General features: G+C 38.5%; 17 protein-coding genes. 10 read left to right on the top strand and 7 right to left on the bottom strand.

The genetic code is table 11. The features are described from left to right. Window positions 1–125 precede the first annotated feature (125 nt). Complete coding sequence (locus CHU_RS09065; RefSeq protein ID WP_238379383.1) at window positions 126–626, top strand: YdeI/OmpD-associated family protein; 501 nt, start codon at window positions 126–128, stop codon at window positions 624–626. A gap of 44 nt (window positions 627–670) precedes the next feature. Here CHU_RS09065 and CHU_RS09060 read toward each other — a convergent pair whose 3' ends face one another. From CHU_RS09060 to rpsT, 3 genes are all read right to left on the bottom strand, one after another. Next, complete coding sequence (locus tag CHU_RS09060; protein ID WP_011585237.1) at window positions 671–3,850, bottom strand: gliding motility-associated C-terminal domain-containing protein; 3,180 nt, start codon at window positions 3,848–3,850, stop codon at window positions 671–673. Window positions 3,851–4,051: 201 nt separating this feature from the next. Beyond that, on the bottom strand, window positions 4,052–4,459 hold the full coding sequence (locus tag CHU_RS09055; RefSeq protein WP_143144040.1) for a c-type cytochrome domain-containing protein: 408 nt from the start codon (window positions 4,457–4,459) through the stop codon (window positions 4,052–4,054). A 120-nt stretch (window positions 4,460–4,579) separates the two neighbouring features. Then, window positions 4,580–4,837, bottom strand: a complete 258-nt coding sequence (rpsT, locus tag CHU_RS09050; protein WP_011585235.1) for a 30S ribosomal protein S20 — start codon at window positions 4,835–4,837, stop codon at window positions 4,580–4,582. Between the two features lie 130 nt (window positions 4,838–4,967). Here rpsT and CHU_RS09045 point away from each other — a divergent pair, with 130 nt between their 5' ends. Both CHU_RS09045 and CHU_RS09040 read left to right on the top strand, forming a co-directional pair. Next, window positions 4,968–5,924 carry a zinc dependent phospholipase C family protein gene (locus CHU_RS09045; RefSeq protein ID WP_011585234.1) on the top strand — a complete coding sequence of 319 codons (957 nt, stop codon included), beginning with the start codon at window positions 4,968–4,970 and terminating at the stop codon, window positions 5,922–5,924. A gap of 127 nt (window positions 5,925–6,051) precedes the next feature. Next, the gene (locus CHU_RS09040) at window positions 6,052–6,327 is read left to right on the top strand and encodes a hypothetical protein (protein ID WP_011585233.1); all 276 of its coding nucleotides are present in this window, start codon (window positions 6,052–6,054) and stop codon (window positions 6,325–6,327) included. Here CHU_RS09040 and CHU_RS09035 read toward each other — a convergent pair. The 4 genes from CHU_RS09035 to ettA form a co-directional block, all read right to left on the bottom strand. Next, entirely contained in the window at window positions 6,305–7,786 is a 1,482-nt protein-coding gene (locus CHU_RS09035) for a hypothetical protein (RefSeq protein WP_143144041.1), read from the bottom strand. The genes CHU_RS09040 and CHU_RS09035 overlap by 23 nt on opposite strands. A gap of 1 nt (window position 7,787) precedes the next feature. Further along, window positions 7,788–9,833, bottom strand: a complete 2,046-nt coding sequence (locus tag CHU_RS09030; protein WP_011585231.1) for a hypothetical protein — start codon at window positions 9,831–9,833, stop codon at window positions 7,788–7,790. 44 nt (window positions 9,834–9,877) lie between these two features. After that, a complete protein-coding gene (locus CHU_RS09025) occupies window positions 9,878–10,543 on the bottom strand; it encodes a hypothetical protein (protein ID WP_011585230.1) in 666 nt (221 codons plus the stop codon). 147 nt (window positions 10,544–10,690) lie between these two features. Next, complete coding sequence (ettA, locus tag CHU_RS09020) at window positions 10,691–12,361, bottom strand: energy-dependent translational throttle protein EttA (RefSeq protein WP_011585229.1); 1,671 nt, start codon at window positions 12,359–12,361, stop codon at window positions 10,691–10,693. A gap of 435 nt (window positions 12,362–12,796) precedes the next feature. Between ettA and CHU_RS09015 the strand changes: the two genes are divergently transcribed. From CHU_RS09015 to CHU_RS08985, 7 genes are all read left to right on the top strand, one after another. Further along, a complete protein-coding gene (locus CHU_RS09015) occupies window positions 12,797–13,018 on the top strand; it encodes a DUF2795 domain-containing protein (RefSeq protein WP_011585228.1) in 222 nt (73 codons plus the stop codon). 11 nt (window positions 13,019–13,029) lie between these two features. Beyond that, complete coding sequence (locus CHU_RS09010) at window positions 13,030–13,710, top strand: ABC transporter ATP-binding protein (protein WP_238379382.1); 681 nt, start codon at window positions 13,030–13,032, stop codon at window positions 13,708–13,710. An 83-nt stretch (window positions 13,711–13,793) separates the two neighbouring features. Beyond that, complete coding sequence (locus tag CHU_RS09005; RefSeq protein ID WP_011585226.1) at window positions 13,794–15,449, top strand: glycoside hydrolase family 5 protein; 1,656 nt, start codon at window positions 13,794–13,796, stop codon at window positions 15,447–15,449. 200 nt (window positions 15,450–15,649) lie between these two features. Beyond that, complete coding sequence (locus CHU_RS09000) at window positions 15,650–17,107, top strand: potassium/proton antiporter (RefSeq protein WP_011585225.1); 1,458 nt, start codon at window positions 15,650–15,652, stop codon at window positions 17,105–17,107. A gap of 135 nt (window positions 17,108–17,242) precedes the next feature. Continuing rightward, window positions 17,243–17,719, top strand: coding sequence for an HmuY family protein (locus CHU_RS18880; RefSeq protein WP_011585224.1), 477 nt, complete (start codon window positions 17,243–17,245; stop codon window positions 17,717–17,719). A gap of 185 nt (window positions 17,720–17,904) precedes the next feature. After that, window positions 17,905–18,222, top strand: coding sequence for a DUF6686 family protein (locus CHU_RS08990; protein ID WP_011585223.1), 318 nt, complete (start codon window positions 17,905–17,907; stop codon window positions 18,220–18,222). Window positions 18,223–18,514: 292 nt separating this feature from the next. Continuing rightward, complete coding sequence (locus tag CHU_RS08985; protein WP_011585222.1) at window positions 18,515–19,738, top strand: hypothetical protein; 1,224 nt, start codon at window positions 18,515–18,517, stop codon at window positions 19,736–19,738. Window position 19,739 lies beyond the last annotated feature (1 nt).

Below are 19,739 nucleotides of genomic sequence, written 5' to 3'. Positions count from 1 at the left end.
TTTTATTTTATAAACATATACGAACAAGTGACCGGTTTAATTTTATTCCGCACAAAAAAAAGAACAGGGTAAGTATTCGTATATTTGTGGTAACTGTAAGAGATATTGGGTAAAATCATTTGAATATGAAGCACGATGAAAAAATGCATCGGTTTTCTGCTGTCATTAAGATCATTGGTGTAAACCCATATGTGCATGTGCCCGAAGATGTATTAAAGGCTGTATACAAACAAGCCGGAAAAGACAGAGGCAAGATACCTGTACAGATAACCATAGATGGACATGCATTTCCGCAAACGCTTATTAAATACAGTGGAGACTGGCGCTTGTATTTAAATACACCCATGCGTAAAGCGGCAGGTAAAGAAGTAGGAGATACTGCAATTTTTGAAATAGCGTACGACGCAGTTTCCAGGGAAATACCAATGCATCCCAAATTCAAGACTGCGCTTACTAAAAATAAAGAAGCTGAAACAGTTTTTGAAGGCTTACGCCCTTCATTAAAACAGGAGATTGTACGGTATCTGTCTCATTTGAAAACAGAAGAAAGTCTTGAACGGAATGTTGTACGCGCAATTAATTTTTTACTTGGCAAGGAAAGGTTTATCGGCCGCGATAAGCCGTAGATCGTTCCAGTTAGTTACCCCGGTGATAAGTAAAGGATAGATCCTTATTCTACTAGTTGAATATAGCCTGTATACGCATCCGTTTGTTGTTTGCTGTTGAGATTAACGATATAATAATATGTGCCTGCGGGTAGTGGCTCACCATTTCTGCTGCTGCCGTTCCATTGATTGCTGTAACCGATACTTTTCCAGACCATATTTCCCCAGCGGTTGAATATTTCAATGGAGGCCTGCGGAAAGTTTTCTATGTTTTCAATTTCCCAGGTATCGTTTACACCATCGCCATTCACTGTAATTACATTGGGTATAATTACCTCTGCTTTCACACGTATCGTTACTTCAGTACTTACCGGACATTTATTTAACTGATTTGTTGCATGAAGTGTGTAAGTAACAGAGTTGGTTGCAAGATGTTCTGTTATCAGCTGATCCGGATTACTCAATCCAATAGCCGGACTCCAATGATGATATGCTGCGTGCTCTGCCTGTACATTTAATGTAACACGTTCTCCTTTGGAAACATATAACTCATTTTCTGTATATAATAATGGTGTATGCATCAGTTCAATGTTTACAGCATCTGCATGAATGGTACAGGCGCCATTGCTTTCAGATACATGATACGAACCGCCCGATAATTCATCTGCATGAATCGTATAAGCAGCATGGCTGCTACCCGTTATTGGTGTGCCGTTTTTGTACCATTGTATCTGAGTTCCCGAAGCAAGTTTAGCTGAAAGTTTATATTCCTGCGGCATGCATATAGCTGTGTCCCTTGACAGCATAACAGGTGCAGGCGTTGTAAGGATGTGAGCGGTTAGGGTCGCAGACGTTACATCCGGATGTGCTACACATGTTGCAGCTGAATGCATCTGTACATATACCTTATCACCGTTTACAGGTTTCGCAGCAGGCGTATATACCGCATCGGTTGCTCCACTGATCGGGGTATCTGTTGCAGCATTATACCACTGATAGGTTGGAGTTGTAACCGTGCCGGCAACTGGTGTGGCTGTATATGTTATTTTTTGAAGTGTATCACATGCAGTACCGGTAAGTGAAGAACTTATGTTTACCTGTGGATCCGGCATAGCGGCTATAGCAGAAATTGTTACACTGCCTGAGGATATTTTACAGGTACCATTATCTTCAACCAGATAATATGTGCCTTCAGATGCAATGGTAAGCGTAGGTGTATTACTTCCTGTTAATGCACTGCCATTTCTAAACCATTGAAACTGCGTACCTGTTGCTGCGGTCTGGCTTGTCTGTATGACATATCCGGATGGATTGCACAATGCTGTATTGCCGGATGTAATAAGCGGGGCAGGTGTAGTAAGTATTTGAGTAGTTAACGTAATGGATTTTACATCCGGATTTGCTACACAGGCTTCGTTTGTGTGTATCTGTACATAGACCTGGTCTCCATTCATAGGTTTGGCTGCAGGTGTGTATACTGCATCGGTTGCGCCGCTGATAGGTGTATCTGTAACAGCATTGTACCATTGATAGGTTGGGGCTGTAACCGTTCCGGCAACTGCTGTGGCAGTATATGTAATTTTTTGAAGCGTGTCGCAGGCTGCGCCCGTAAGGGAAGAACTGACGTTCACCTGCGGATCTGGCGTAGTAGATGATGTAGAAATTGTTACAGTACCGGAAGCTGTAGTGCAGGTGCCATTATCTTCAGTCATATAATAGGTGCCGGCACCAGGAATGGTAAGATTCCGTACATTACTTCCAGCAAGGGCAATACCGTTTCTGTACCATTGAAACTGTGTGCCTGTTGCCGCAGTGTGGCTTGTCTGTATGACATATCCGGAAGGATTGCATAGAGCGATGTCGCTTGTGGTTATCACTGGTTCGGGAGCTGGTACAACAGCAACAGTAAGGATATTGGATGCAACTCCGGATTCAACCGCACACATTTCATCTGTAAACATACCTGCAAATAATTGTGTGCCATCTGGCGGAAGCACTGCAGGTGTATACTGAATATCGGTAGCACCTGCTATAGCTGTGAAACCGGGATTGTTATAATAGTACCATTGATACGCAGGAGCAGAGCCTTGTCCGGCTACAGGCGTTGCTGTATATGTGATTGGCAATGCATTATCGCATATGGCGCCGCTTACAGAAGCACTTGCTGTAACCTTTGGATAAACCGCCGGATGTAATATGATTTGTCCGGCTGCCTCTTCCATATGTCCTGTTCCGCAATAATCCGTTGAGCTGATCAGCACTTTATATATCGAACCATTATCGCTCATCTGCAGGTTTGTAAGCACGAGAGATTGATTGATTGCGCCGGGAATACTTACCCATGGCCCTGCAGCAGAGTTTGCTTTTTGCCAGCGATAGGTTGGGTTAGAGATAAACTGTTCTGAAACGGCATTGAATGTCATATCTCCTGTTTCACACAGGTTAATAGGTACAATTGTTGCCGGTATAGGTGTAACAAGCGGAAGCGAAGGACAATTTGCCCAGGCAGTGTTTGAACTTTTCGTCCAATACGCACTGTTTGGGTCTGTAGTTGACATGCGTTCTGCATAATCCGAGCTATTCAGGCATACTGAATTTAATAATGAGTTATTGTCAATTGTAACGTAAGACAAATTGGTGTGACAGCTTAAGTTGAGTGAAGTAAGCAAATTATTTCCGGCAGAAAGTACACTTAATGAACGGATAGGATTTAAATTGATCGTACTTATTTGATTGTCAGAAAAATTCAGATACCAGATGAATCTGTTTTCTGATACATCCAGCTGCGTTAATGCATTATATTCTACTTTTAATTCCCGCAGATCTTTATTACTGGTTACGTCAATAGAGGTCAAGCCATTATCCTGAAGCCCTAAGACCTGCAGCTTCGTACTTTTGCTGAGATCAATATTCGAAATGCTATTCCAGCCGAGTTCTAAAAATTTCAACTCCGGATTGTGAGACAGATCTATGTGTGATAAACTATTATTGCTGCAGTTTAAACTTACTAATTTGGGAAATGCCTCAAGGCCGCTTAAATCTGAAATTGATTTACCTGCAACATATAAACTTGTTAGATTTTCTATTTCACTTATCTGAATAAGTCCGTCGTTGTTTATATCAATAGCCGGCCAATGTGTAAGCAATGCGTTTTGAAAATTAGCATCCGGAAAAGTAATGGTTTGCGCGGAAAGATTCAGTATACTAAAACAAAAAAAGGTAATGGATACAAACAGGGATTTCATTTTTTATAACAGTTTATTAAAAATACTGAATGCTATAATTTTATATCGTGCAAATGAGTGAATGGTTATTTTTTCAGGATAAGCGGTAAAAAATAGTTATTCAATGGGAGAGGCTATCAATAATGAGATGGACAGCAAGTGATGCATGTGCTAAGAAATTCGAACAGCATTAAAGTGGAAAAAATATAAGAATAGAACGGACTAGTTATTTTGAACACCCTGTTTCATCCACAATTCGATCAGCTGAAGTTCACATATAGTCAACGGGCGTTGCCCTTCCGGTGGCATGGGGTTTGAAACGGAAACAAGAGAGCTGTACAAAACACTTGATTTCGGATCGTTTACATCCACATAACCACTTCCTCTTTTGAGTAAAGAAACATATGCTTTTGATGCTTCAAGATTCAGATTACCTTCGGGGTTGTTGCCGGAATGGCAGGTAGGGATGGCACAGTTGGTTAACAGGATCGGTACAATGTCTGCAGAAAAAGAAACGCTTTCAACAGGTAGACAGTCTACTTCAGGAGCAGCTGTTGTTCCTTTATTATAAGAACAGGCAAAAACGAAGCTTGCAAAGAAAATAATGCCGCTGATCTTACGGTACTTCATGAACATGTAACCTGATATATGGAGATATACGGAGGAATAACGTTTCAACGATGTTTTTTGGTATAAATTAAAAAAGTCCCGCTGAAAAGCGGGACTTTTTTAATTTATAATGAGCTGAAATTAAGCAGCTAATTTATTAACAAATTTAGCCAACTTAGATTTTTTGTTCGCTGCATTGTTTTTATGAATGATGTTTCTTTTTGCTAATTTATCAAGCATACCAGATACTTTCTTATATAACTCATTTGCATCTGCTTTTACAGTTGATGCTCTTAGTCTCTTCACGAAAGTACGTGTAGTTTTCATTTGGTAGCGGTTTCTCAGATATTTCGCTCTGTTCGCACGGATTCTTTTTAAAGCTGACTTATGATTTGCCATATTAGTATCTAAATTCTATTATCTCGTCAATAAATTTTCGAATGGCAAAGATAAGAGTATATTATTAAAAAACAAAACCTGGTTTGTGATTTCCATAAAAGAAGCTAATATTGTGGAAAACTTCACAGCTATGAAGAAACTTGATTTTTGGTGGATAAAGGCAATTTTAAGCACCTTTATCCTCATTTTATGCACTTCGTGGGGCTTTTTTGCTCACAAAGAAATAAATAAAATGGCCGTTTTTACGCTGCCGCATCCATTAATGTCATTTTATAAGCGGCATATTGATTTTATAACGGAACAGGCGGTTAATCCCGATAAACGGAGATACATCGTTTCCGGTGAAGCGCCGAAACACTATATGGATATCGAATATTATTCCGATAGTATTTTGATTGTCCGCCCGGATTGGAATACTGCACAGGCAATTTATCCGGAAGATTCTCTTCATGCACATGGTATACTTCCATGGAACCTGGTCCGGTTAACCTACAGACTAACCGATGCATTTAAACACCGGGATGCTAAAAGTATTTTAAAGTTATCAGCCGACCTCGGCCATTATGTAGGTGATCTTCATGTACCGTTGCATACAACTAAAAACTATAACGGCCAACTTACCGGACAACAGGGCATTCATGGTTTGTGGGAATCACGCTTACCGGAATTATTTTCCGCTGATTATAATTATTATTTAGGTACAGCTAATTATGTTACTGATATTAAAAAAGTTGTGTGGGAGTCAATGACCGAATCCAGAGCATGTGTTGCTCAGGTATTGGCTGTTGAATTAAAATTACAGCAGCAAATGAAGGCAGATAAAATTTTTTCATATGAAGACCGAAACGGACAAACAGTCCGGGTATACTCATATGATTTTAGCAACGCATATCACAAGGCTCTTGAAGATATGGTACAGAAGCGGATGCGCGCAGCCATTAAATGTACTGGCGATTTATGGTATACCTGCTGGGTAAATGCGGGCCGGCCAGACCCGGCAGCATTCGATGAACCAGTATATTCACAAGAAGAGTTAGAAGAAATGGAAAAATTAAAATCAGTTTCAAGTGAAACATGTTCACATTGAATATTAACATTTGTAAATTTTTTTTATGTAATTTGAACTTTAATATGAATTAATGTAATCTATTTATTGATTTACAAACCAAACATTAAATTAGTCCGTTAATAAATAGAATCGTTCAAATGAGTTTATGACTGAAAATCACGATAGTTCTGAAGATACAATATTCGACATATACGAGCTTCTTAAAGATTCAAATTCTACATGCCTGGATTCTTCTTTTTGGTTTGAAAATGTGTTACTCCTGAATAACATTATTACAGGCAATCTATTCATGAAAAATGAGGTAATTGAATTTGAAATAGATCGTTACAGCATTCTGTTCTTTGAACATTTTACCGTAGGAGAATACTTGTTTAAAGTGATCGATAAAAAATATATTGTTAAGGTTGATTATTCTTTTTAGCAGTCATACGCTTTAATACTTCCATAAAAGAAAGCAAGGGGTGTGTACCATCCGTAAATTCAACGATAAGAGATCCGGAAAGAGTTCTGTCATGCTTAGCCGCAATACATTCAATGGAGGAAATCTTTTTCAGGCCTGAATCAAGCACGGGAAATCCTTCTTTTTTTATTTTATGATCGAAAAGCCCCGAAATATATGACGGGTGAATATACATAGCGAAAGCCCCGTTTATTGAATCTTTACTGCCGGATGTTGATTCCGCAGGCTGATGTTTGTTGTGAAGTACAAGCGACGCATCTTTTTCAATTTTTAATTCACTGTCAAAACTTCCTAAAACAACGGTAAAACCGGTTGTGTTTATTGCAGAGATCAAACCTTGTTTTTGAAGATATGCTGTAAAACGTAGTGCCGCAGATTTATCCGGTTGGCTTACGGTTAATTTAAATACAGGCTCAATACTGGTTGTGTCTTTTTTTTGAAGTACCATTTCAAACTCTTCATTCATAACAGAGGTATAATAACTGCTGTGTATTTTTTTCCATCCATTAAAAGCCAACGAGAGATGATTATTATTCAATGTTGAAATGAGTGTATCAATCAGCGGATAGGATTTTTTTTGATAAAAAGAATGCAGATAGGGTATGCCTTGAATAAATGTCTGTATACTATCCAGCGATGTATTAGCTGCAACAAAAATACCGGTAGCATCTTTTTCTGCCGCTAAGCGCCCCTGTTTTAGGAAAGCAGCCGCGGGGCCAGTATAATTCCAGTTTATCTGTAACGCTTTTGAATTGTTTTTAAGAAACAGTTGCATACTGGATCTGCGCAGCAGCGGATTGTTGTCTGCATATGGAATGTATGCTGTACGGATAGTTGCCGTAAGCAAAATGGTTCCATCCGGTATTGTTTCAACCGGATGTATATTTTTTTTATTTAAAATGCCCGCTGCAAAAATCGAATCATTATCTGCATTCCCAATAAAAAGCAGATTGTGGTTGCGATACATCCAGATGCCTTCGCTGGTTCTGAAGCTATAGCGCTTTTCATTAAAATGCGTTATACTGTCAACCGGGTATTCATTGCTGAACCGGTCAATGCTGGTTACCTGAAAAATAATCCCTGTATACCGGATGCTGTCTTTCCATACAGAGAAATACGGAATAGCATGCTGCTCAAGAATTGAATAATCAGAAGGATTTCTAAATACCTGCAGAAGCGCGCTGGTAGTGGTGTCTGTTTTAAATAGTTTAAATACATCGCCATTTAATAACGACGACCAGGCAACCTCTTTACGAATCTGGTCAAGATTAACAGTTCCGCAAAGCCATGCAGAATCGGGCAGAGCAAATCGTTCGTTTAGGCTTATAACAATCGTATCTCTTTTACACGAACGGTAAAAGAGATACGATAAGATAAGAAGTAAAAGGATCGCTCCTGAAAAAAAATATTTTTTTTGCATATTATTTTTTAGTGAAATGCACATACATTTCATTAAACATTGCATAAATGCTGTTCAAGCTATTGATTTTTTCATCGTTGAATACAACATCTGTTTTTGTATTCATATTTGTGTTTTCATCAAACGTTGTATAATAAATTGTTTCATCAAAGTATTTCGCCAGAATTTCTAAAACCTCAGCTGTTTCTTTGTCTTCAACAAACTGTACAGAAGAAGCTAATATCTTTCCTACTTCAATATAGGCGCCCGACTGGTGGTTTGTAACGCGGTTGAAGTTTGTTAATTCATAATCGCTTTTTGTAGTGGCAGAACGTTTGGATGGATTGAAATTATTATCGTTTGTGATGATACACATGGTATCGCTTGCCCATATATACTGGTTCATTTCTCCTAATACGACTAAATATCTGTTTTTTTCTTTCTGAATAAATCCTTTTTGAAGCATGATATTCAGATACTTTTTAAACATAACATTGTTGTTAATCGTTAATGCAAACGAATATAAGGGCATAGGAACCTTCTTTGTCTTTTCAACTTCTACATAATTATATTCGGCATCCATTTCGTACTCCTTCGATTTTTTTTCAACCGTTGTCATGGCATGGTAAAGAATCAGAAACTCTCCGTTAAAAATGCTCCACAGTTCGTCTCCTTTAATACCCAACGATTGATAGGTTCTAACAGCAAGGGTATCTTTGCGGTCATCTATCAATACATATAAGCTGTCTTGTCTTGCTTCCAATGAATCGATCTGATACCAGTTTAAAGATTCGTGTTCATATTTTGCTTTGTCTGCACCGGAATCATAGGAATAATAATCGTAGTTATCCCGTTCTTCATCTGTATAAACCGTTCCTGAATCAGTGATGGTTTCCAGATCTAATACGTCCACTGTTTGTTTGGGACCGTTCACAAGAAAATCAATGGAATCGATTTCAACACGGTACTTATTTATCACGGAGTCTGTTTCAAATAAATTATTCTGTGAATCACGGATATACTCAATCAGAATAGTATCCATACTATACGTAAAGGTTTTATCTACAAATTTCTGAACCTCTGTAAGGCTAAATGCATAGCTGATATAACTTGTTACAGGTGTCTGGTATAAGATGTTTCCTAATTTAGCCGATGGTTTGAGGTTGAATATCGGATCAATGATACCCGCTAATTTTTTGCCATAGAACTGATTCCCGGTAAACACAATTTCTCCGTTTTCGAAGTTGATGTAGCTGAAGCTGTAGTTATCTTTGAACAGGTCCTGGTTAAAGATTGCCGTATCTTTAACATTTTTTTCTCTGTTTATTTCATTAAACATATAAGGCATTTCACTCCAAACGTTTGAAGTGAAGATATAGGATACATCTGAATCCTTGCCCAATGCATTCAGCACTTTTGAATTGGATAAGATACTTTTATGTTCGATCGGGAAGGCAATGGATTTTATAAAGGTTTTGATATCCGCCTTAGAATATTCTTTATCATAATAACTGCGGTAGGGAAGTTTGCAGAAGAATACTTTTTCCGCATTCCAGATGATAAGATTAGAATTATTGACATTCATATAATTCATTCCCTTCGCAAATTTCATCACTTTAACTTTTGAATTATCGTGATACACATCCTTTATGAAATTGGTAAAGTTTTTATTGTTTAATAAAGGTATAGCTACAACTGTTATCGAACGTGTCTTAGGTTGGTAGTAATCCTCGTCGTCGTATGAAGACGCTTTGGCTGATTTTTTAACTTCCTGCGGAATCTCATATAAGTACATGTGAGATTTTATATTCAGGCCCGTTTCATCAGGTGTTTCAAACAGCTTAATAATAGCGCGCTGCTCAGCTGTTTTATTGTTGAGCATTTTAAAGATAAAATCTTTATACATTTCACTTGACCGGATAATGTCAAAATTTACATTGTTATTAATACGTTGCCCGTCAATCTTTACAATGTAGTTGACTTTTTCAGGGATGTAGTTTTTAATATCCTGTGCGCTTAAAAAAAGTGTAAGAAGAAAGGCTGATACCAACAGTAAATATTTTTTCATAAATGGTAATAAGTATTGGAGGAATTGTAACTGATAAAATTAAATTATTGCGTAATGGTTAATTGATTATTGGATTTACCTTTAACCACGATTGTACTCCAAACATCATTTTTATACAAGGCAGCCTTTTTACTAGGTGAAAGTGTGTAGTTCATTAGGTTCGTATTGGTAACGGTTGTATCAAACCTGCAAATAACCGTATAGTTTGATTTCTGCAGCATTTCAATTACTTGTGTATTTGCATTTTTAGTGAGATGATCTACTGCTGAACTGTTTGCATCTCGTTTGAATACACCGTTTTCGTAAGAATACAGGCTCAGGTCAGCAGGTGCGTTTTTGTCGTATGTTTTCCAGATACTATAGATGGCATTGTTTAATGCTGCTACATTTTTAAAGTCACAGCTCAGGTTATAGATGTAATTTGAATGATCCTGTTTTATGACAACATTGCTTATTCCGTTGATCGTTTGAAGTTTGATTTTCACTTCGGTGATCTTACTGTCTGCCATCGCGGTTGTTGGTACTTTAAAATGCAGGATGCTGTCCTGTGTGCGGATCTTATCTATCTGATTTTTACTCTGGCTTAAATTCACAATGAACTTGTATGTGCCGCTTCCGTTTTTGTGAACCGTAATATCTTCAATGATTTCAAAGCAAGAGGTCATTGATAGAGAAATAAAAAGTAAAATTGCGTAAAAAGAATATTTCATATTAAATGAATTAAGTAATCAACTCTATTGTCTGACAGGCAGCACCGAAGTTAACGGTCGCCTGTTTAAATATAATTGTTTTATACGTTAATAAAGAGCAAGATGTTAAAAAAATAAAGTCACGCATTTAGCGTGACTTTATTTCAATTATTTAACCAGTTTTTTATACCGGATACGTTGCGGGCCAACATCACCCAAACGTTTTTTCTTATTTTCTTCGTAATCGGAATAGTTTCCTTCAAACCAATATACCTGAGAATCGCCTTCGAAAGCAAGTATGTGTGTTGCCACACGATCCAGGAACCAGCGGTCGTGGGAAATAATCACCGCACATCCGCCAAAGTTCTCCAGTGCTTCTTCCAGCGCACGCAGTGTGTTTACATCGAGATCATTGGTAGGCTCATCGAGCAGTAACAGGTTCGCACCGGTTTTTAATGTCATGGCAAGGTGTACACGGTTCCGTTCACCACCCGACAATACACCAATCTTTTTTTCCTGATCTGATCCGCCAAAGTTGAAACGGCTTACATACGCACGGGAGTTCACCTGCTTGTTACCAAGCATCAGATGTTCTGTTCCGCCGGAGATCGTTTCAAATACAGATTTTTCAGGATCCAGACCTGAGTGTTCCTGATCGTAATACCCAATGTCTACAGTCTCCCCAACAGCAAAAGAACCAGAGTCCGGCTGCGCCTGTCCGGTAATCAATTTGAACAACGTTGTTTTACCTGCACCATTGGGCCCGATAATACCAACAATGCCACCTTGCGGCAGATTAAAGCTCAGATCATCGAACAGTAATTTATCGCCAAAGGCTTTGGATACGTTTTGTACTTCAATTACTTTGCTGCCCAAACGCCTGCCTGCGGGAATAAACATTTCCAGCCTTTCTTCTTTTTCCTTTGTTTCTTCGCCTAATAATTTATCATAGGCGCTGATACGAGCCTTAGACTTGGCCTGACGTGCCTTCGGAGACATACGTACCCATTCAAGCTCACGCTGTAACGTCTTCTGACGTTTTGATTCTGTTTTTTCTTCCTGAGATAAACGGGTTTGTTTCTGATCCAGCCAGGAAGAATAATTTCCTTTCCATGGAATACCTTCACCACGGTCAAGTTCCAGGATCCAGCCTGCAACGTTATCCAGGAAATATCTATCGTGGGTTACGGCAATCACCGTACCTGCATATTGCTGTAAGTGTTGTTCCAGCCAGTCAACAGACTCCGCATCCAGGTGGTTGGTAGGTTCATCAAGTAATAATACATCCGGCTCCTGAAGCAATAAGCGGCATAAAGCAACACGTCTTTTTTCACCGCCGGATAAGTGTTCAATCTTTGCATCACCGGGCGGACAGCGAAGGGCGTCCATAGCGCGTTCCAGCTTTGTATCCAGTTCCCATGCATTGTGCTGATCCAGTAATTCCTGTATGCGTCCTTGCTCTTCAATCAGTTTTGTCATCTGATCGTCGGTCATTTCTTCACCGAATTTCAGATTGATATCTTCGAATTTCTTTAACAGATCAACTACTTCCTGAACACCTTCTTCAACGATTTCTTTAACCGTTTTAGTCGGGTCAAGTTTTGGTTCCTGCTCCAGCATACCAACCGTATAACCCGGGCTGAAAGCCACGTCACCGATAAATTCTTTATCAATACCTGCAATGATTTTAAGCAGGGTAGACTTACCCGAACCGTTTAAACCTAAGACACCAATTTTGGCTCCATAGAAAAAAGACAAATAAATGTTTTTAATAATCTGACGTTTGGGTGGTATGATCTTACTCACACCAGCCATAGAAAATATAATTTGTTCGCTCATAGTACTGTTTAATTCTAAGTTCAAATATCGGAAAAAAGTTTCTAGTTTCTAGGTGCCGGTTTCCAGACGAGGAAAGTACAGAATACTAAGTAGCTAATTACAAGGAAATAAAAGAATAGGGTATAAGTAATACGTTACTTTATATAAAATCAGTTTTTTTAGTTTGAAAAAGTAACCTCAAAGGACGCAAAGTGAAAAAGGTGAAGTTTGCAATGGTTAAAATAAGAAAGACCGCAAAATTATAGTCGCCTTAGTACTAAGTACTCTGTACTGAATACTGATTTCAGCTCTTTTATCTTATTAAAATATCATAATCTAACAACTGGTATCTGTCAATTGGAAACTACTTTCTTATCCACATTTCAAAAAAAAAGTTTGTAATACTGATTAATATTTTATTTTTGCACGGAAGTTCAAAACTGAGGAAATAGAAATATGTATTGGACACTAGAATTAGCTTCCTACCTGGAAGATGCCCCATGGCCAGCAACAAAAGATGAGTTGATTGACTTTTCTGTGCGTTCTGGTACACCTCTTGAAGTGATTGAAAACTTGCAAGAACTGGAAGACGATGGTCAACCTTATGAAAGTATTGAAGAGATCTGGCCGGATTATCCGTCTAAAGATGATTTCTTCTTTAATGAGGACGAATATTAATCAGAAACCGGGTGCAAACCCGGTTTTTTATTTTCTATCCATTGAACACAAACCTGGAACTCTCTAAAGTATCCATAACGCTTAACGGAAAACAAATTGTCCATTCTGTTAACCTGAAAGCTGTATCCGGAGATGTTATCTTTATTACCGGAGATAACGGCTCAGGTAAATCTACCTTGTTAAAAGCAATTGCGCGTTACCTGCCTGTTTCAGCAGGAGATATATTTTTTAATGCCCGTCATTTTGAAGAAATGCCTTTGCCGGAATGGCACAGAAACGTACACTTTCTTCCCCAGCATAATACCTTAGCCTTTCCCGTTGAAGTAAAAGAATTATTGATCATGGCATTTTTCAGACAGAAAAAATGGTATGAAGCATATACACCACACCAATGGCTGGCTGTTAAAGGTATGGCCGAGCGATTTGGCATTACCCATTTATTAAACAGGAATGCAAAAGAACTTTCTGGTGGAGAGCTGCAGCTTTGCTGGCTGGTACAATCTTTTTTAGCTGCTCCTCCCGTATTGCTGCTGGATGAACCTACGCAATATTTGGATGCTAAAAACCGTACCCGGTTTTTTTCTATTTTGCATGAAATGCAGGCTGTTGAGCCATTTATCTGTATCTGCGTAACGCATGATCTGCCCTTCAAAAAAGAAGACTATGGCCAGGTTTTAAATCTGTCAAATTGATTTAATTCTATTAATAATAGTACATAATCTTGTAATAGTTCTATAATTTTCATACTTTACTATGCCTCTATATAGTAAAAAATATGACTATCAGAACAATCTTTATTTTAATTGCCGCATGTTCAATCGCGATTGCCTGCCGTAAAAAACATGACGATGAATCCACATCCATTGATAGCAGGCAATTACATGCCAGTGGAATTGATATTATTGATGGCAGCGGTAAAAAAGTATACTTGAGAGGCGTAGCATTTGGAAATGAAGTATGGTCTAATGCACCTACCATTCCGACAACGCATCATTCAGAAGAAGATTATAAGCGCGTGCGCGATATGGGTATGAATGCCATACGTTTTTACCTGAATTATCAGATTTTTGAAGATGATGCTACTCCGTATGTATATAAATCTGCAGCGTGGGACTGGATCGATCAGAATATTGCCTGGGCAAAAAAACATGACATTTATTTAATTCTCAATATGCATGTGCCCCAAGGCGGCTTTCAATCTAACGGAGATGGTGATGCGTTATGGAACAATCCCGAAAACCAGAACCGGTTAAAGGCGTTGTGGTTTAATATTGCCAAACGGTATGCAAATGAACCAACCATTGCCGGACTTGATCTGCTGAATGAGCCCGTAGTAACAACATCCATTGATCAATGGAAAAACTTTTCACAGTCAATTATTGATACCATCCGTACGGTAAACACCAACAGCATGATTATTGTGGAGCGGGTGAATGCGATAGATGATAACTGGTCAAATAATTCGGATATGAATTTTTTTGACCTGAATGACAACAATCTTGCATATGAATTTCATTTTTATTTGCCGATGGAATTCACTCATCAGGGGGCAAGCTGGATCGGAGGAGGCAACACATTTCCGATCGGACAAACCTATCCGGATGCCAACAGGGTTTTTGTTAAAGGCAATTCTTTTTTTTACACCGCATCTTTTGCAAATGCCCGCATACCAACAGGTACCTACGATTGGATGGAATATGCTGAATCACCTAAGTATAAAATACAGGATGAAAAAATAAAACTGGGCAAACCAACAGTTGTAAACCGTGCCAATACAGGTAAGATATGGGTAGATGATATTGTAGTGAAGGAGTATGATGCATCGGATAATTTTGTACGTAATGTATTTGAAATAGATCTGAATACATTTGACGGCTGGTATTCATGGAGTGAAAACGGATCTGGTACTGCAGGCGCTGACGCTGCTACAGGGCATTCAAATTCAAACTCGCTATACATGCAGGGGACAACCGGCGATGCCAATATAAGCAGTACTGCCTATCAGTTTATTCCCAAACAAGGTTATTCCTACACCATCAGCGGCTGGGTAAAAGGAGAAGATGTGACAGCTGGTTCTGCTGCCATGTTCCGCCTGGATTTTGAACAGATTGCTGATGGAGACAATGTATATTCATTGGGAAAAGAATATTTAGCGGCACAGGTAGATCAATATTATAAATGGACACACATCAAAAACAAGCCCTTATTTTTAGGGGAGTTCGGAGTGATTCAGTTTGGTTATGAAAATAATCTAGGCGGCTTGCAGTGGACGGGTGATATGATTGATATCCTTAAAGAACGGGATGCCCATTTTACATACCATGCCTATCATGAAGATTCCTTCGGTATTTATAAAGGCTACGGTACTCCTGTTGATCCTTCAACGGGCAATCAGGCGCTCATTAATTTATTCAAATCAAAACTCCCTTAGTTGCTGGTGTAAATATTTTTTTTAATTATATGTGTACAGACTTCTGTAAATCTATACACATATAATTAAAAAAATAACTTATGGTGTTTTCTGAATGTTTGAAATGAAGTGATGTAAAAATACTGTATCTTTATTAAGATAAAACGTCAGTCGTTTTTTAGAATTCTCAGACTGTTTCGAACCCTTATAAATTTTATATTTTGAATCTGGAAGAATTATTATTAGGTTTTTCAACGCTTATTTTAATAAGTATTTTTATTGCACGTATCAGCAATAATTTAGGAGTACCGGTACTGCTCTTGTTTTTAGGCATTGGTATGCTGGCAGGCTCTGAAGGAGCAGGAGGAATGGCATTTGATGATACCAGGCTGGCGCAATCCATAGGCATCACCTCTCTGGTATTTATATTGTTTTCAGGCGGCCTGTCTACGCATTGGCATATTGTAAAACCGGTATTGTTTCCGGCGATAAGTTTAGCAACACTTGGTGTTGTTGTTACAGCAGGTTCTGTTGCAATTTTTGCACATTATGTATTCGATGTATCGTTACTTGTGAGTTTGTTATTGGGTTCTATTGTTGCTTCAACAGATGCTGCAGCGGTGTTCTCTATCATTGGCGCACGCAACATAAAAATTAAAGGTAATATTACACCTTTGCTTGAACTGGAATCCGGAAGCAATGATCCGATGGCCGTTTTTTTAACCATCACCATGATCGAAATTATTCAGATGCCGGACATTTCTTTCGGACAGCTGGCGCTTCAGTTTCTTATGGAAATGGGCATTGGCCTTGGCATGGGTCTGCTGTTGGGTAAAGGGATTGTATTTATTATAAACAGGTTAAAAATACCTATTGAAGGTTTGTATCAGGTATTTGTTTTTGCATCTGCTTTCTTTGTATACGCTTCAACAAATCTTATTCATGGAAGTGGTTTCCTTGCGGTATATGTAGCCGGCATGGTAGTAGGAAACCACAACATCGTACATAAGAAAAACGTTTTCCGTTTCTTCGACGGGATGGCCTGGGTAGCGCAGATCGTTATGTTCTTAACGCTTGGTTTGTTAGTGTTCCCGAGTCATATACTCACTGCATTCAAAACCGAACTTTCTATTTCCCTGTTCCTGATTATTCTGGCACGTCCGTTGGGTGTATTTATTTCACTCATTCCGTTTAAGTTTAGCTTTAAGGAAATGCTATTCATTTCATGGGTTGGACTACGGGGTGCAGTACCGATTATCCTTGCTACCTTTCCTTTATTGGCAGGGGTTGCAGAAGCACAATGGATTTTCAACGTAGTGTTTTTCATTGTCATAACTTCGGCTTTGTTACAGGGCTGGACAATCCCGTTTGTGCTTGATCTGTTACACTTAAAGGATACGCATAAACCATTTATCACTTCACCTACCGAATTTAACCACCTGGATGAAGTAGACCGTGTGCGTATTAATATGATCGTACCGGATAATGCTACTTTTAACAATCAATCAATCGTTTCTATAAAAGCATTACAAGGGTGTTTAATCATCACCGTTAAAAGAGGGGATACCTACTTTGTTCCCTCCGGAGGTACTGTATTGCAAAGCGGCGATTATCTTCAGGCACTGGTGAGTAAATCAAAAGTAGAAGAACTGCAATCCATTCTGGAAGTATCTCAATAAGCTGGTAATCAGTTTTCTCTTTTCTGGTCTTTTTTCAAAAATTACCTCTTTTTAAGTATTTCAAAGCTCCCTGTAATCGGGTACATTTGATTGTTGTTTAGAAATATTCTAAATAATAATCAAATGTAACGCATAATGAAAAGAACAAGACTTGCCTGTTACCTGTTAGTATTCATGTGGACAGGAATGAATACATTTTTTGTTTTGGCCATACAAACACACACTGTTAAAAATCTGAATGCATCGTCTGCAATTGCTTATTATAATCTGGAAACCAATGCAGCAACTTCGGCTGATAAAGCCTGGACCCTTTCATTCAACAGAACGAGTATTGAAAATAATACAGGTGTAACCATTCAGGTTCTGAACCAATCTTATGATCAGGTGTTGGTGGCTCCCAAGACAGGCTATTTAAATGTACTGGAGAAAGGCAGCGGTAACAGCTGGTATGAATATGATATGCTTTCGCATTCAATAACACCTTTACCACAAAAAACGATTGTTGTTAAACTGGCTTCCGGTAAATATGTAAAACTGGAAATCCAAAGATATTACAAAGATGGAAAAGGGGATAGCGGATATTATACATTCCGGTACGAAGCAATAAAATAAACATGCGTGAACGTCCGGGGATTTCTTAGCGAATATAGGTATCCTCCAACTCCCTGGAGGTTTATATATAAACATTAAGTCCTGCACTTCGGATTTTGAATATACATTGAAGAAGTCCGGAGTCAGGCATAAATGTCACTCAGCAGACAGGTAGAATTCATGAATCGATAACCTTTTTACCAACTATGTGTAATCCTGTTTTATTAAAATCCACACCGACAACACACTTAAGTCAATGTGTGGAATGCAAAACGATTTTTTTATGGCACAACAATTTTGTCATTAATTATACCTTGCCGGAGTTTGATGCATTTCGTGAAATTATGAACCGTTCTGCATTTGAAAACAATTCGCTGCCCTTTCCCGATAATGTGGAACGCATTATTGTCCGCACTCCCCATGAATCCATCAACCTTACGTTTACAGAAAGTGAATGGGTTCATTTAAAAGAGGTGCTGGATGAAGGACAGTTTGTGCTGCAGATTTATGAGATGATGAGATGATTGCATACATGCTTCCTGTTTTTGATGTTCTGATTCTGGATTCAGAAAGCCAGCCGGAACTTCAGCAGCAGCAGACCGGTTCTGCTCAGGTTTAAATATAAATGCACTTGCAGCTGATGTATATGTTGTCAACGTATATTCAGACGGAGAATTAAAAAGTTTGAATCGGGTTTTGAAGATGAGCTGATCCGCTGGCTGCATTTTTTATCCACGCTGTTTTTTCAATTCAGAAGTAACGCATCATTATCATATTATTTTACTAATTTGAAGCACAATTTTTATCTGAAATACTATGGTAAATAAATTTACGCAGTTTCTGGTCGCTTTCATTTCGTTGTGGATGCTACATTCCTGTTCCGGTCCGCAAAAGGAATATGTGCTGAAAGTTAAATTAAATAAACTCACACAGAAAGATATGTATGAATACAATCTGGTTAAAGATGTGATTTTTGATGCACAGGAATTGAATGTAGATTCCATTAAAGCCAGAAGCAGAGAATCCTTCCTGAAAGGTGTAGATGAATATAAAAACAAACACAATGCTGCCGCTGCTGTACCGTTGTTTAAACAATCCATCCTAACATTTCCCGATGCCAAAACCTATTACGAGCTGGGCAATGCGTTGATGGAACTGAACACTGAAGCTTCTCTGGATGAATCGATCAAGGCATACCGCGTTGCGGAAGAACTGGATATTAAACCCATCGCTTCGGTTTATTATAAAATGGCGTGTGCTCAAAACATGATCGGTACACTGAAAAAATCAGACGAAGATGAGTATATGGTTATTTCCTATTTACGCAAATCCTTTATCAACGGTTTCTACGATACACTAACGCTTGCAAAAGATACACGTATCAACTCGATTCTTTCAACCATGTCATATAAAACCTTATTGCGTGAATTGGAATCCTTCAAGTACAAAGAAGATCGGAATGGTTTGTTTGAGTTATTTAAACAAGCGTATCCACGTCCGGTTGAATTTGAAGCCGCCTTAACCGATCTTACTCAATATGAAAACAAAGAATCCATTTCGTATGATTTTGCTGTTTTTGTACCGGAAATGCAGAATACAGAATTTGGACGCGAAGTATCCAATGATTTTTTCTATAATGCGCTTGTTCAGGAAACGCCTGCCTATACAGCACTTATATATACATCGGTTTCTTTCTGGGGAGATCATGATGCATTGATGCCTTCGTTTACGTCGCTTGTAACGTATGACCCAATGGGTATTATTATTGACAGGAAACTTATTGCCTGCCAGTGTTCTGCAGAAAAAGTGAAAACAGTAAAAATAAAAGACAATAAGGTGTATGTAGAAGATTTTAAACGCATCTGGAAACAACCTATTGATAAGGTTTCCTTTGATGACAATGAAGTAGATAAATTTGAATCATTAGCAAAGCTTACCTACACCATCAACGAAGACGGCACCATTCAGGCATCTGAAATACCTGCCAACTACATGGATACTGTCATTACAAAAGATCAATCTAAAAATACACCACAATAAC

The sequence above is a fragment of the Cytophaga hutchinsonii ATCC 33406 genome (genome assembly GCF_000014145.1).
Classification (GTDB): Bacteria; Bacteroidota; Bacteroidia; order Cytophagales; family Cytophagaceae; genus Cytophaga; species Cytophaga hutchinsonii.
The sequence above is the reverse complement of the archived record's forward strand: the minus strand, read 5'-3'. Positions and strand labels throughout refer to the sequence as shown.

What these genes read in the sequence shown, in the direction of transcription:
- CHU_RS09065 (WP_238379383.1), top strand. Translation starts at nt 126, where the DNA reads ATGAAGCACGATGAAAAAATGCATCGGTTTTCTGCTGTCATTAAGATC.
- CHU_RS09060 (WP_011585237.1), bottom strand. Translation starts at nt 3,850, where the DNA reads ATGAAATCCCTGTTTGTATCCATTACCTTTTTTTGTTTTAGTATACTG.
- CHU_RS09055 (WP_143144040.1), bottom strand. Translation starts at nt 4,459, where the DNA reads ATGAAGTACCGTAAGATCAGCGGCATTATTTTCTTTGCAAGCTTCGTT.
- rpsT (WP_011585235.1), bottom strand. Translation starts at nt 4,837, where the DNA reads ATGGCAAATCATAAGTCAGCTTTAAAAAGAATCCGTGCGAACAGAGCG.
- CHU_RS09045 (WP_011585234.1), top strand. Translation starts at nt 4,968, where the DNA reads ATGAAGAAACTTGATTTTTGGTGGATAAAGGCAATTTTAAGCACCTTT.
- CHU_RS09040 (WP_011585233.1), top strand. Translation starts at nt 6,052, where the DNA reads ATGACTGAAAATCACGATAGTTCTGAAGATACAATATTCGACATATAC.
- CHU_RS09035 (WP_143144041.1), bottom strand. Translation starts at nt 7,786, where the DNA reads ATGCAAAAAAAATATTTTTTTTCAGGAGCGATCCTTTTACTTCTTATC.
- CHU_RS09030 (WP_011585231.1), bottom strand. Translation starts at nt 9,833, where the DNA reads ATGAAAAAATATTTACTGTTGGTATCAGCCTTTCTTCTTACACTTTTT.
- CHU_RS09025 (WP_011585230.1), bottom strand. Translation starts at nt 10,543, where the DNA reads ATGAAATATTCTTTTTACGCAATTTTACTTTTTATTTCTCTATCAATG.
- ettA (WP_011585229.1), bottom strand. Translation starts at nt 12,361, where the DNA reads ATGAGCGAACAAATTATATTTTCTATGGCTGGTGTGAGTAAGATCATA.
- CHU_RS09015 (WP_011585228.1), top strand. Translation starts at nt 12,797, where the DNA reads ATGTATTGGACACTAGAATTAGCTTCCTACCTGGAAGATGCCCCATGG.
- CHU_RS09005 (WP_011585226.1), top strand. Translation starts at nt 13,794, where the DNA reads ATGACTATCAGAACAATCTTTATTTTAATTGCCGCATGTTCAATCGCG.
- CHU_RS18880 (WP_011585224.1), top strand. Translation starts at nt 17,243, where the DNA reads ATGAAAAGAACAAGACTTGCCTGTTACCTGTTAGTATTCATGTGGACA.
- CHU_RS08990 (WP_011585223.1), top strand. Translation starts at nt 17,905, where the DNA reads ATGTGTAATCCTGTTTTATTAAAATCCACACCGACAACACACTTAAGT.
- CHU_RS08985 (WP_011585222.1), top strand. Translation starts at nt 18,515, where the DNA reads ATGGTAAATAAATTTACGCAGTTTCTGGTCGCTTTCATTTCGTTGTGG.